This is a genomic window from Marivita hallyeonensis, from assembly GCF_900129875.1.
Taxonomy (GTDB): domain Bacteria; phylum Pseudomonadota; class Alphaproteobacteria; order Rhodobacterales; family Rhodobacteraceae; genus Marivita; species Marivita hallyeonensis.
Genome location: NZ_FQXC01000002.1, coordinates 13785 through 28083, shown reverse-complemented (window position 1 = coordinate 28083; position 14299 = coordinate 13785). Strand labels below are relative to the sequence as shown.

10 protein-coding genes are annotated in these 14299 nt (G+C 60.2%); 3 read left to right on the top strand and 7 right to left on the bottom strand.

Going from position 1 to position 14299, the window contains the following annotated elements:
* From uvrA to BUA42_RS05720, 7 genes are all read right to left on the bottom strand, one after another.
* A complete protein-coding gene (gene uvrA, locus BUA42_RS05750) occupies positions 1 to 2904 on the bottom strand; it encodes an excinuclease ABC subunit UvrA (protein WP_072777428.1) in 2904 nt (967 codons plus the stop codon).
* Positions 2905 to 3061: 157 nt separating this feature from the next.
* Positions 3062 to 4174, bottom strand: coding sequence for a sugar-transfer associated ATP-grasp domain-containing protein (locus BUA42_RS05745; protein WP_178346861.1), 1113 nt, complete (start codon positions 4172 to 4174; stop codon positions 3062 to 3064).
* A gap of 114 nt (positions 4175 to 4288) precedes the next feature.
* Entirely contained in the window at positions 4289 to 5377 is a 1089-nt protein-coding gene (locus tag BUA42_RS05740; RefSeq protein WP_072776784.1) for an ABC transporter ATP-binding protein, read from the bottom strand.
* 26 nt (positions 5378 to 5403) lie between these two features.
* On the bottom strand, positions 5404 to 7059 hold the full coding sequence (locus tag BUA42_RS05735) for an alpha-glucosidase (protein WP_084066135.1): 1656 nt from the start codon (positions 7057 to 7059) through the stop codon (positions 5404 to 5406).
* A 66-nt stretch (positions 7060 to 7125) separates the two neighbouring features.
* The gene (locus BUA42_RS05730; protein ID WP_072776782.1) at positions 7126 to 8283 is read right to left on the bottom strand and encodes a carbohydrate ABC transporter permease; all 1158 of its coding nucleotides are present in this window, start codon (positions 8281 to 8283) and stop codon (positions 7126 to 7128) included.
* A 14-nt stretch (positions 8284 to 8297) separates the two neighbouring features.
* The gene (locus BUA42_RS05725; RefSeq protein WP_072776781.1) at positions 8298 to 9317 is read right to left on the bottom strand and encodes a carbohydrate ABC transporter permease; all 1020 of its coding nucleotides are present in this window, start codon (positions 9315 to 9317) and stop codon (positions 8298 to 8300) included.
* Between the two features lie 131 nt (positions 9318 to 9448).
* A complete protein-coding gene (locus tag BUA42_RS05720; RefSeq protein WP_072776780.1) occupies positions 9449 to 10717 on the bottom strand; it encodes an ABC transporter substrate-binding protein in 1269 nt (422 codons plus the stop codon).
* Positions 10718 to 10959: 242 nt separating this feature from the next.
* On the opposite strand from BUA42_RS05720, the gene BUA42_RS05715 reads away from it, so the two are divergent.
* Genes BUA42_RS05715 through BUA42_RS05705 form a run of 3 tightly spaced genes read left to right on the top strand, consistent with a single transcriptional unit; the run spans position 10960 to position 14283 of the window.
* Positions 10960 to 11985 carry a substrate-binding domain-containing protein gene (locus BUA42_RS05715; protein WP_072776779.1) on the top strand — a complete coding sequence of 342 codons (1026 nt, stop codon included), beginning with the start codon at positions 10960 to 10962 and terminating at the stop codon, positions 11983 to 11985.
* An 11-nt stretch (positions 11986 to 11996) separates the two neighbouring features.
* Positions 11997 to 13325, top strand: coding sequence for a GH1 family beta-glucosidase (locus tag BUA42_RS05710; protein WP_072776778.1), 1329 nt, complete (start codon positions 11997 to 11999; stop codon positions 13323 to 13325).
* Between the two features lies 1 nt (position 13326).
* Positions 13327 to 14283 (top strand): glucokinase, encoded by a 957-nt coding sequence (locus tag BUA42_RS05705; RefSeq protein WP_072776777.1) that lies wholly within the window; start codon positions 13327 to 13329, stop codon positions 14281 to 14283.
* The last annotated feature ends 16 nt before the right edge of the window (positions 14284 to 14299 follow it).

Genomic DNA, 14299 nt, shown 5'->3' with positions numbered 1-14299 from the left:
TCATTCCGCGGCCATCGGTTTCTTTGTTCCCAGCATCGGTTTGAGGTAGCGACCGGTATGCGAGGTCGCGACCTCGGCCACTTGCTCGGGCGTACCCGTGGCCACGATTTCCCCACCGCCATCGCCGCCCTCAGGGCCAATGTCGATCAGCCAGTCGGCCGTCTTGATCACGTCGAGATTGTGTTCGATCACGATGACCGAATTTCCCTGCTCCACAAGTTCATGCAGCACTTCAAGAAGTTTACGCACATCCTCGAAATGTAAGCCAGTTGTGGGCTCGTCCAAGATGTAAAGCGTCCGCCCGGTCGACCGTTTTGCGAGCTCTTTCGACAGCTTCACGCGCTGCGCTTCTCCGCCTGACAGAGTCGTCGCTTGCTGGCCAACCTTGATGTAGCCAAGCCCGACTCGTACCAATGCATCCATCTTCTCGCGGATGCTGGGCACCGCCTTGAAGAACTCCTGCGCATCCTCAACCGTCATATCAAGAACGTCGGCTATGCTCTTGCCCTTGAACTTGATTTCAAGTGTCTCGCGGTTGTACCGCGCGCCTTTGCAGGTTTCGCAGGTGACATAGACATCTGGGAGGAAGTGCATCTCGATCTTGATGACACCGTCGCCCTGACACGCCTCGCAGCGACCGCCCTTGACGTTGAAGCTGAACCGCCCCGGTTTGTAACCGCGCGCCTTGGCCTCGGGCAGGCCCGCGAACCAGTCGCGGATCGGAGTGAAGGCCCCGGTGTAGGTCGCCGGGTTCGACCGTGGCGTCCGGCCAATCGGGCGTTGATCGATATCGATGACCTTGTCGAGGTGCTCCAGCCCCTTGATCGTTTCGCACGGCGCCGGTGTCTGCCGCGCACCGTTGAGGCGCATGGAGGCGGTCTTGAACAACGTCTCGATCGTCAGCGTGGACTTGCCGCCGCCCGACACACCCGTGACGCAGACGAATTTGCCAAGCGGGAATTCGGCAGTGACGTTTTGAAGGTTGTTGCCAGTGGCCTTGACCACCTTGATCGACTTGCCCTTCTTGCCCTTCCGCCGTTCCGGTGGCACCGCAATCTCCCGCGCGCCGCTGAGGTACTGGCCGGTCAGCGACGCCGGATCGTCGGCGACCTGCTTGGGCGTGCCCTTGGCGACGACCTGCCCACCATGCACACCGGCGCCCGGGCCGATATCGAAGACATAGTCGGCTTCGCGGATGGCCTCCTCGTCATGTTCCACAACGATCACCGTATTGCCTTGATCGCGCAGCGATTTCAGCGTGCCGAGCAGACGGTCATTGTCGCGCTGGTGCAGACCGATCGAGGGTTCGTCCAGCACGTAAAGCACGCCGGTCAGACCCGACCCGATCTGGCTGGCAAGCCGGATCCGCTGGCTCTCGCCGCCCGAAAGCGTCCCGGCATTGCGGCTGAGCGTCAGGTATTCAAGACCCACATTGTTGAGGAACCCGAGCCGTTCGCGGATTTCCTTGAGGATCGCACGCGCAATCTCGTTCTTCTGATCGGTCAGGTGTTCCGGCACGATTTGACACCAGGCGAACGCCTCCTTGATCGACATCTGCACCACCTGGCCGATATGCAGAAGACTGTCCGGGTCATTCGACGGGCCGATCTTGACCGCCAGAGCCTCTTCCCGCAGGCGATAGCCGCCGCAGGTACCACAGGAGCGATTGTTCTGGTACCGCTCGAACTCTTCCCGGATCCAGTTGCTGTCGGTCTCGCGATAGCGGCGTTCCATGTTCGGGATCACGCCTTCGAAGCTGCGCGTGACCTGATAGACGCGACCGCCTTCATCGTAGCGGAACAGGATCTCTTCGTCGCCGGAGCCGTAGAGGAAGACCTGCTGGATATGCGGTGCGAGGTCCTTCCAGCGGTCATTCTTGTTGAACTCGTAATGCTTGGCGAGCGCTTCGATGGTCTGCAGGAAATAGGGTGACTTGCCCTTACGCCACGGGGCCAATGCACCGTCTGCGATCTTGAGTGTGGCATCCGGGACGACCAGACGTTCGTCGAAGAACAGCTCGACACCCAAACCATCGCAATCCGGGCAAGCCCCGAACGGCGCGTTGAACGAAAACAGGCGCGGTTCGATCTCGGGGATGGTGAAACCGCTGACCGGACAGGCGAAGTTTTCTGAAAACGTGAAGCGCTGAGGCTCCTGAGCGCCATCGTCGCCGGAGGAGGACGGCACGGTTTCAAGGATCGCAATGCCATCCGCGAGATCGAGCGCGGTGCGGAAACTATCGGCCAACCGCGTCTCAAGCCCTTCCTTCACCACCAGACGATCGACCACCACGTCGATGTCATGCCGGAACTTCTTGTCGAGCGTCGGTGGTTCGTCCAACTCGTAAAACTGACCGTCAACCTTGACGCGCTGGAAGCCCTGCTTGCGCAGTTCAAGGAATTCCTTGCGGTACTCGCCCTTCCGGTCGCGCACGATGGGGGCAAGAAGATAGGCGCGCGTGCCCTCCTCCATCGCCATGACACGGTCAACCATGTCCTGCACTTGCTGCGCTTCGATAGGCATGCCGGTGGCGGGGCTGTAGGGCGTGCCGACGCGTGCGAACAGCAAGCGCATGTAGTCGTAGATTTCGGTAACCGTGCCCACGGTCGAGCGCGGGTTTTTCGAGGTCGTCTTCTGTTCGATTGAAATGGCCGGGCTCAGGCCCGAGATGTGATCCACATCCGGCTTTTCCATCATGTCGAGGAACTGCCGCGCGTAGGCGGAAAGCGACTCCACATAACGGCGTTGACCCTCGGCATAAATCGTGTCGAAGGCCAGAGACGACTTGCCCGAGCCGCTGAGACCGGTGATCACCACAAGCTGATCGCGTGGAATATCCACGTCGATGTTCTTGAGATTGTGCTCACGCGCGCCGCGTACTTCGATGTTCTTCAGCTCGGCCATCATGTCCCCCGGATCGGATGCGTTAACACATAGTAGACGCCTCCGATTTCGCCAATCGAAAAATGAGAACAAAGGCGGAACTTCACATTTCGCCCACAGGAAAAGCAAAAGCCCCGGGCCATCCCCAGGGCTTTGTCGTGATGCGATATGCTGGCCGTTACTTGAGCGTCACGCCGCAACTTTCGAAGAACGCGAGGATTTCGTCGGTCAGAAAGCCTTCGCCGGTGGCGATCTGGATCAGTTCGAAGGCACAGCCATTGTTGACTTCAATAACGACGGGACCGTCTTCGGTGATCGCGATATCAGTCGATCCGAAGCGGTTCGCCCCATGCATGAGCGCCACCTTCTCGTTAACGTCCAGCACTTCTTTCCAGTACGGCAGGGTCTCGCCCAGAAACTTGCGATCCGATCCGGGAAGGCCATCAAGCTCGGTCAGCTCGCCATTGCGGTTGGCGACGATGCGCTTGATTTCGCCCGTTTCCGGCTCAAGCAGGCACACCAGATTGCCTTTGCGCCAGAAGTTGTCGGCAATGTTCGCGCCCATGGGCAGCTTGAGCAGCGTAAACGGCACGCGGAAGCCATCGTCAGTGATGAGGTTCAGACAGCGCACCGTTGCCACGGCATCCGTCACACCGTCGAAGAAGCTATGCGGGACAACGCAGTGCTGGATGAGGTAGCTGCGGTCGCCGAAGACGTCATTCGCCAGTTCCTCGTACGTCACAGGATCACGGCCATCGACCATCACATGCGTGTCGGTGCAGCCAGACAGACGCACTGCGCCCGCGCTCCACATGCCATTGAGGTTCTTGGCGAAGAGCGGGAACTCTTTGCACGTCGTCAGGAAGTCTTTCAGCGCGTCAGCGCCGTGTACCTTCGGCACGTCCGGATAGTAGCGCGGGCTTGCATCGTAGACGGCGGCGTTGCGCGGCTGGGGCACACCATGTGCGGCGAGGATGGAGAAAGACAGCCATTTGTCTTCCGTCACGGACCACCACTGCGGGTCATTGCAGGGCTTGATCGTCGGCCAGTGGATATGGGCCGAGATGAAACGCGAGCGCTGGTCGTCGGTGTATTTGCTGCGGTCATAGAGCTTGTACATGAGGTATTCGTACAGCTTCAGCTTGCCGCGCTGCTTGCGCAGCTTGAAAAAGTCAAGCGCGATTGTGATCGGGCTCAGACCGCTGGCTTTGGCGGCGGCGGCGAGTTGCTCGGCCGCGTTGACCTTTGTTTTGCCCTCGATCAGCGCGAGGTCTTCGACGTAAACAGACATGCTCATCCTCATTGAACTGTTTCCAATTCGGATAAGCGGGATTTGTGGGCAGATTGTGGCGGAAGCAGATCAATTTTCGGGAGGTCAGGGTACCGACCTGCTTCCGCGCAGGGATCACCGATAGAGGAGCGATGTCCCGTTATGGAACACGTGCACCTTGTCAGGTGACGCCCCCAATTTCACCGATTTCCCGCGCAGTTCCGCGTGGATGCCGGGCAATTTGCCGATGACAGCATCGCCATCGCCCTGCTTTTCGAAGTAAAGCAGCGTGACCTCTCCGAGGGCTTCTGTGATGTTCACCTTGCCTTCGAAGATGTGTTCCCCGTCGGTTTCGAGGAAGTCCTCGGGGCGGACGCCGACATTGACCTTCAATCCCATGTCCGCGTCCGTGGTCGGGTAATCGGACACCGCGGTCCCGCCGCGATCCATCTTGATCGTGGTTTGCTGCCCGGTGCCGACGATTTCGCCCGGAAGCAGGTTCATCGACGGCGAGCCGATGAACTGCGCGACGAATTCGCTGTTGGGCCGCTCGTAAAGTTCGAGAGGCGCGCCGACCTGCGCGATGCCCTTGTTGGCCAGAACCACGATGCGGGATGCGAGCGTCATCGCTTCGACCTGGTCGTGGGTCACGTAGATCATCGTGGATTCGGGCATCTGCTCTTTCAGCTGCGCGATCTCGATCCGGGTGGCGACGCGCAGTGCCGCGTCCAGGTTGGAGAGCGGTTCGTCGAAAAGGTAGACCTTCGGATCACGCACGATGGACCGGCCGATGGCCACACGCTGACGCTGGCCACCGGACAGTGCTTTGGGCAACCGGTCGAGGTAAGGATCAAGCTGCAGCATCGTCGCTGCGCGGTTCACCGCCTCGTCGATTTCGTTCTGCGGCTTCTTCGCGATCTTGAGCGCAAAGCTCATGTTCTCGCGCACGGTCATGTGCGGGTAGAGCGCGTAGGACTGGAACACCATGGCAATCCCGCGCATCGCGGGGGGCATGTCGTTGACCATTTCGCCGTCGATTTCCAGCGTGCCGCCAGTGATCTTTTCAAGACCTGCGATCATCCGCAGAAGCGTGGACTTGCCACAGCCGGACGGGCCGACGAAGACGATCAACTCCCCCTGCTTGATATCGAGGTTGATATTGTTGAGCACGTTGACCGCGCCGGCATATGTCTTTTCGACATTGGTCAGCTTCAAGTTGGCCATGATTGTCCCTCCCTTTTCCTGGTATTTCAGGAATTCATTTTCAGCGCGAGGCTGGGTTGCCACGGGCCAAGATGCAATTTGCCGTCCGGCTGTGGTCCGGCACTCCCTAATTCCAGACCGATCTGCGCCCATTTCCCTTTCGGCATGTCGATGACCGCCGGGTCATCGCTGATGTTGAAGGCGCAGAAGATCGTTTCGTTCTCGTAGGTCCGGGTGAAATGGATCACCGTCCCGGTTGCCTTGACCTTGTCATGGCTGCCCTTGCTCAGCGCGCGGTGCGCGTGGCGGAAGCCGATTGCGCGACGGTAGTGGTGCAGGATCGCTGACGGATCCTCCTCCTGGTGCGCCACTGACCGCTGCAGGTGTTCATGGCTGACCGGGAGCCAAGGCATTCCGGTGGTGAAGCCGCCGTTCTGGTTGGAATGCTCCCACACCATCGGCGTGCGGCATCCGTCGCGACCCTTGTACTCCGGCCAGAACTCGATGCCGTACGGGTCCTGCAGGTCTTCGAACGCCACGTCGGCTTCGGTCAGGCCAAGCTCTTCGCCCTGGTAGATACAGGCCGATCCGCGCAGGCACATCATCAGCGTCGTCATCAGGCGCTGCGCGCTGTGGTCGAGGCTCCAGCGGGTGGCGTGGCGTTGCACATCGTGGTTGGAGAAAGCCCAGCACGCCCAGCCGTCGGCGGCCACGTTATCGACCCGGTCCATGACCTGCACGATGTAGTCAGCCGTCGGTCGGGTCCCGGAAAGGAACTCGAACGCGTAGCACATCTGCATGAGATCATCGCCCTTGGTATATTCGCCCATGATCTCGAGCCCGCGCTGTGCATCGCCCACCTCGCCCACGGCGGCGGCCCCGTAGGGTTCCATCTCCGCGCGCAGTTTGCGCAGGAAATCGAGGTTCTCGGGTTGGTTCTTGGAATACAGGTGATCCTGGTGATTATACGGGTTCACGCTGGGCGCGATGGTCGAATTGCGCTTCTCGGGCGGCAATGGCGGGTTGTCCCGCAACTCCTTGTCATGGACGTAGAAGTTGATCGTATCCAGACGGAAGCCATCCACCCCGCGATCCAGCCAGAACCGTGCCACGTCCAACAATGCATCCTGCACTGCGGGTTCGTGGAAATTCAGGTCAGGCTGCGAGGTCAGGAAGTTGTGCAGGTAGTACTGCTCTCGCCGACCGTCCCACTGCCAGGCCGAGCCGCCAAAGATCGACAGCCAGTTGTTGGGCGGTGTGCCATCGGGTTTGGGATCGGCCCAGACATACCAGTTCGCCCGCGCGTTGTCGCGGCTTGACCGGCTTTCCTTGAACCACGGGTGCTGATCCGAGGTGTGGCTGAGCACGAGATCGATCATCACGCGCATGCCGTGCTGATGCGCGATCTGAACGAGATGATCGAAATCGGCGAGCGAACCGAACATCGGATCGACATCGCAGTAGTTGCTCACGTCATAGCCGAAATCCTTCATCGGAGAGGTGAAGAACGGGCTGATCCAGATCGCATCCACGCCAAGCGACGCGACATGCGGCAAACGGTTGGCGATTCCAAGAAGATCGCCGATACCGTCGCCATTGCTGTCCTGATAGCTGCGCGGATAGATCTGGTAGATCACCGCACCGCGCCACCAATCCGTGTCGATGGCTGGCAATTTCGCTGCTTGGCTCATTGCAACGCTCATGTGTCTCAATCCTTGAATTGGCCCCTTTCGGGCCGGTCTCAGTTGTTATTTGGGCGGGGGTCGATGTTACTTGACCGACCCGGCAAGAAGTCCGCGCACCAGGTATTTCTGCATCGCGAAGAACACCAAAAGTGGTACGGCGATCGACACGAAGGCGGCGGTGGCGAGGATTTCCCAGTTGCCTCCACGGGTGCCGAGCAATTCCACGATCTGGTTGGTCATGACGGTCGTCTGCCCCGTCGCGTCGATCAGGAACACTTTTGCCACCAGCAGGTCGTTCCACGTCCAGAGGAACTGGAAAATCGCGAAACTGGCGAGCGCCGGGAAGGACAGCGGCAGGATGATCTTAACAAAGATCTGGAATTCCGTCGCCCCGTCGACGCGCGCGTTCTCGATGATGTCACGCGGCAGGCCGACCATGTAGTTGCGCAAGAGGTAGACCGCCAAGGGTAACCCGAACCCGGTATGCGCCAGCCACGTGCCAAGGTAGCCCTTTCCGATGCCGATCCCGAGGTGCAGTTTCAGAAGCGGGATGAGGGCCAGTTGCAGCGGCACCACCAAGAGGCCCACGACAATCGCGATCAACAGCGCCCTGCCCGGGAAATCCATCCATGCCAGCGCATAGGCTGCAAAGGCGGCCACCACGATGGGAATAATGGTCGCCGGGATGGTCACGGTCAGCGTGTTGAAAAACGCCTTCGCCATACTGTCGGTCGCGTTGCCCGACAACAGAACCTGCTCGTAATTTTCCAGCGTGAAGTCCGGCGGCACTTCTGCAGTCACAAAGACGCGCTGCCCTCGATTGCCCTCCATCTGCACCGGGCTTTCCAGCCGGTAATCGCCATTGGCGTTGACCGTGATGCGCTCGCCGTCGCGCAGCTCGGCTGTGTCGCCGGGTGCATACGCCCCCACATCGCGGGACGAGGTACCCCATGCGGACATGTCGATTTCGTCCGACAGGTCTTCCCCGGCGAACAGGTTGCCTTCGATCACGTAGACACCGTCGACCAGCACTTGTTCATCCGGTGCCGCAGTGCGGAGCGTGAGGCTTTGCTCGGTCGGGAACAACGCGTTCCACCAGCCCGACGTGGCAATCTGGTCGGCCGTCCGGAAGGACGACACGAACAGACCCACGGTCGGGAATAGCCAGAGCGCGACCAGCACCACGACCGAGATATGAACGGCCCAGGTGAGAGAGGATTTGGTTCCTGCGATATTGTCCATTGGTCCGTCTCTCCCTAGCGCATTTCAGCGCGCGCGTTGCGCACATTCCAGACCAGGATCGGCGTCACCAAGAGCATGATGACAATCGCACTGGCCGACCCGACGCCCCAGTCATTGGCGCGGAACAGTTTGTCGAACATGTAGTTGGCAAGAACCTGCGTCTCCCACTGGCCATTGGTCATCGCGAAGACGATGTCGAAAACCTTGAGAACGACGAGCGTGATGGTGGTCCAGACCACGACAATGGTCCCCATGATCTGCGGAACTTTGATCTTGAAGAAGATCTGCAAGGGACTCGCGCCGTCCACGATGGCGGCCTCGATGGTTTCTTCCGGAATCCCGCGTAGAGCGGCGGACAGGATCACCATGGCAAAGCCTGTCTGGATCCAGATCAGTACGATCATCAGCAGGAAGCTGTTCCAGATCGGAACGGTCAGCCACTGTTGCGGGTCGTTGCCGGTCATCCAGACATAGATCGCGTTCAGTACACCGATCTGCTCGGTCCCCGGCGGGCGTGCATCGTAGACCAGTTTCCAGATCACCGCCGCGCCCACGAAAGAGATCGCCATCGGCATGAAGATCAACGATTTCGCGATATTCCCCCACGAGATCCGGTCGGTCAGCTGCGCCGCAAGAAGGCCGAAGGCCGTCGACATTGCAGGCACCACGATCAGCCACATCATATTGTTGCGCATGGCTTCCCAGAACTTCGGTTCGGATGCCATTTGCGTGTAATTGGCGAGCCCCACGAAATTATAAACCGTGGTCCCGTCCGGCAGCGTTTCGCGTTCGGTCAGGGACAGACGAATGGTTTCAAAAACCGGGTAGGCCAGATAAAGCCCCAGAGCCAGAATGGCAGGCAAGAGAAACAGCCAGGGACGCACAAGATTGGCCCGGTTGATGTTCTTTCCGGCGTTCGGTCCCTTGGCCGGGAAGATCACCTTGTCCAGAAGCTGGTTCGAAAAGTAGAAATAGCTGAGACAACCGCCGACGCCGATGGCGATGGTCAGAAGACCTTGTAGCGCGGGATTCATTCTCGTCCCTCCCAATGTGTTGGCTGATCCAGCATGTTTCGCTGGCAGACCCTTCGCGGGCTCTTGGTAGTGCAGCGGTCAGGCTGCGGGCTGCCCGGGGAACCGGGCAGCCCTTTGCTTGATAGGCGTGCTTACTTCAGCGCGTCCCAGCTGTCCTGGATCTGGCTGGCAACTTCACCAGCGTCTGCGCCGCCAGCATAGTCGACCATGCCGGTCCAGAACGTGCCTGCACCCACGCCACCCGGCATCAGGTCGGACCCGTCAAAGCGGAAGGTCGTCGCGTTCAGCAGGATGTCGTTCATCTTGGCTGCCGCGTCGGTGGAGAACTTGGAGCTGTCCACACCCTTCAGCGGTGTGAGGAAGCCACCCTTCTCCATCCAGATCTCGTGCGCGTCTGTGGTTTGCAGATACGCGATCAGGTCATGCGCCGCGTCGTTTTCGTTGGTGATGGCCCAGAGCGTGCCAGCACCCAGAACCGGGGCGCCAAGATCCTGACCTGCATAGGCCGGGAAGTAGAAGAAGTCGGCATCCGCGCCCACTTCGGTGCCTTCCGGGAAGAATGCCGGAATGAACGACGCCTGACGGTGCATGTAGCACTGCGGCGGCGCTGCAAAGAGACCCTTGGGACTGTCGCGGAAATCGGTCGAGGCCACGGCCCCCGCTCCACCGGCAACGTAATCGTCGTTGCGGGCGAACGCTCCGAACTCTTCGATCGCCGCAACGACACGCTCGTCATTGAACGGGATCTCGTTGGCGACCCACTGGTCGTAGACTTCAGGCGGCTGCGTGCGCAGCATCATGTCTTCGACCCAGTCCGTCGCTGGCCAACCTGTGGCCCCGCCGGACCCCAGACCGATGCACCACGGTGTTTCACCGTCGGCAACAATCTGATCGGTCAGCGCCTTGAGCTCTTCCATTGTCTCGGGGATGTCGTAACCCGCGTCTTCGAAGTTCTCCGGCGAGTACCAGACGAGCGACTTCACATCGACCTTGTAGAAGAAGCCATAGAGGTCCTCGGACCCGTCGGGACCCGCATAGGTGCCCAGATCAACCCATGACTGACCCGCCGCGTAGTTTTCGGCAACCCAATCTGCCGTGCCATCACGCAGCGGTGTCAGGAACCCGCGCGACGCCATGTCGGACGCCAGACCCGGCTGCGGGAACACGGCGATGTTCGGAGCGGACCCGGCTTCGGCATCCACCACGATCTGCTGTTCAAAGCTGTCGGAGCCGACATAGCTGACGTTGTGGCCGGACTTTTCCGCGAAGTCGGCGAGCACCGCCTCAACGATTTCCTGGTCCGGGCCGAGCCACGGGCCGAAGACCGTCAGGTCTTCAGCATAAGCGGCGCTAGCGCAGAGCGCGGCAACGGCCACACTCGACGTGAGTGTCTTTTTCATGAAATACCTCCCAAGTTGCGCTTTATCAGCGCCTAACTCATCCCCCGCCCCGGAATCACTCCAAAGCGCTTTGGATGCAGTGACGATACGCATTCCCGTGCACCTGTCAATCCAATGATGATACCGCTAACCACATAAGTTTTGCTGCTTTGCAGCATAATTCGTTTCTCAAGAGGGCTTCCCACCAAAGAAGTTTTGTGTGTTACTGATCGGGTGTTTTCAAAGCGCTTTGGGACCGACACGTGAATCTCAAACAATTGTCAGAATACCTGAACCTGTCGCAAACCACGGTCAGCCGTGCGCTGAACGGGTACCCAGAAGTGAACGAGGACACACGTACACGGGTTCTGAAAGCAGCGCACGAGCTGAATTATCGTCCAAACACACGCGCCAAAGGCCTCGCCACGGGTCGCGCTCTGGCCATCGGACACGTCATACCGGTCTCGAACCAGCATGAGATGGTCAATCCGGTCTTCGGCGACTTCATCGCGGGCGCTGGCGAAAGCTATGCCAAGGCGGGCTACGACATGATGCTGTCGCTCGTCGCCGATCAGGACGAGGCGCGCGCCTATCAGGACATCCGCGCGCGTGGCACCGTGGATGGCATCATCGTGCACGGACCAGTCATCAACGATGTCCGCATCGCGCTTTTGTCGGGCATCGGCTTGCCCTTTGTCGTGCATGGCCGGTCGACGGACGTGAATCTGGCCTATTCTTGGATCGACGTGAACAACCGCGGCGCGTTCGAACGCGGCACGCAGTTTCTGATCGAACTCGGCCACCGGCGGATCGCCCTGCTCAACGGGCTTGAGCACATGGATTTCGCATTCCGCCGTCGCAAGGGGTACGAAACCGCGCTGCAGAACAACGCCCTCTCCATCGACCCGGATCTGATGCGGAGCGAGGAGATGACCGAGATCTATGGCTACCGCGCCACGAAAGCCATGCTGGGGTACGAAGACCCGCCCACCGCGATTGTGTGCTCGTCGATCATCACCGCCATCGGCGCGCGCCGTGCCATCCACGAGGCGGGACTGACGCTGGCGCGGGATGTGTCGATCATCACCTTCGACGATGCGCTGAGCTACCTGGAAAACGGGGACGATGTGCCGATCTTCACGGCACTGCGGTCCTCGGTGCGCTATGCGGGACGGGAAGCGGCAGAGATGCTTTTGTCGCTGATCTCGGTGCCCATGAACGCTCCAAAAACACGGCTTCTTGAGGCGGAACTGATCATCGGTCGCTCCACCGGCCCTGCCCCAACATAAAGGACATCGCTATGTTCAATTTCACGCGGCAGGACTTTCCTGACGACTTCCTCTTTGGCACCGCGACGTCGAGTTACCAGATCGAAGGCCATGCCTTCGGAGGCGCCGGAAAGACCCATTGGGACACGTTTGCCGCCACACCCGGCAACGTGGTTCGCGCCGAAAACGGCGACCGCGCCTGCGACCATTACCACCGCTACGAAGAAGACCTTGATCTGGTCGCTGCAGCGGGCCTTGACGCCTATCGCTTTTCGACCAGCTGGGCGCGGGTTCTGCCCGAGGGCCGCGGCACACCGAATGCCGAGGGTCTCGACTTTTACGATCGCCTCACCGACGCGATGCTGGAACGCGGTCTGAAGCCCTGCGCGACGCTCTACCATTGGGAATTGCCTGTGCCGATGGCCGATCTCGGCGGCTGGCGCAATCCGGACATCGCAAAATGGTTCGGCGATTTCGCGCACGTGATCATGTCTCGGATCGGGGACCGCATGTATTCGGTTGCGCCCATCAATGAACCTTGGTGTGTCGGCTGGCTGTCGCACTTTTTGGGCCACCACGCCCCCGGCCTGCGCGACATCCGGGCGACGGCGCATGCGATGCACCACGTTCTTCTCGCTCATGGCACAGCGATCCAGACGATGCGGGGGCTTGGCATGACCAACCTTGGCGGCGTGTTCAACTTGGAATGGGCGACGCCCGCGGATGACAGTTTGGCCGCGAGACAAGCCGCTGACCTATATGACGGGTATTACAACCATTTCTTCCTGTCCGGCGTCTTCAAAGGCACCTACCCCGAAACCGTGATGGAAGGTCTCGGGCCCCACATGCCAAAAGGCTGGCAGGACGATTTCGATGTCATCCAAAGCCCGCTCGACTGGTGCGGGATCAATTACTACACCCGCAAGATTATCGCGCCGAACGATGACCCGTGGCCGAGCCACGAAGAGGTTGAAGGCCCGTTGCCCAAGACTTTCATGGATTGGGAGATCTATCCCGATGGCCTCTACCAGTTCCTGACCCGGACGGCGCAGGACTACACAGGCGATTTGCCGATCTATGTCACCGAGAACGGCATGGCGGCCCCTGATGTGCTGGAAAACGGTCAGGTCGCGGACTCGCACCGGATCGATTACCTCAACCAGCATGTCGCCGCCGCGCAACGGGCGATGGCCGACGGTGTGCCGCTCAAGGGATATTTCATCTGGTCGCTGCTCGACAATTACGAATGGGCGCTTGGATACGAGAAACGCTTCGGACTGGTGCATGTCGATTTTGACACGCTGGACCGCACGCCGAAATCCTCTTATCACGCGCTCAAAACCGCTTTGGCCCGGAGCTGATATGCCGCTGAAAGCCCTCGTCGCCGATCTGGGCGGCACCAACACACGCGTGGCGCTGACCGATGGTGCTCAGGTCCGCACGCATACGATCAAACGTTACCGCAATGCTGACTACCCGGACCTGCCTTCAGTCCTGCGGGCCTATATGGCCGAACAAGATGCCGCACCGGATGCCGCATCGGTTGCGATGGCGGGGCCGGTTCGGGACGGTGTCGGCACACTCACCAATCTGAACTGGACGGTGGACCGCGCAGCGGTGGCCGAGGCCACGGGCGCAAGCACCGTTGCGGTGCTGAACGATCTCCAAGCACAGGGCCACGCGGTCGATCACCTGGCACCCGACGTGGTCAAAACGGTCCTCAGAGGCGCAGAGGCCGGCCCGCAGGCGGCGCGACTTGTGATCGGTGTCGGCACGGGCATGAACGCCGCGGCGGTCTACCGGCTGGACGGCCGCACGTTGGTACCGCCATCAGAGGCAGGGCACGTGTCCTTGCCCGCGCAAGATACCCGAGAGTTGCGCTTGCTGGACTGGATCGCGCGCAAGCACGGGACACCGGGACTGGAAGACGTCCTGTCGGGCCGAGGGTTCGAGAGAGTTTACGCTTGGCTCTGCGAGGAGGCCGGTGACGGCGACCCGCTCGACGCTGGCCAGATCATGGCCGGTGTCGATGACGGATCGAATCCGCGTGCAGTGGAGGCTGTGCGGATGTTCATCCGCATGCTCGGTCGCGCGGCGGGCAATCTGTCTTTGGTTCACCTGCCTTTCGGCGGTGTGTATCTCTGCGGCGGCGTCGCTCGGCACTTTGCGCCGCATTTCGAACGGTTTGGTTTTGAAGAGGCGTATTTTGACAAGGGTCGGTTCTCGGACTTCATGCATCAGTTTCCGGTGCACGTCATTGAAGACGATTTCGCTGCGCTGACCGGGTCCGCTGCGCATCTGGTGGAGATTTACGGGTGAACATCCGTTAACGCAG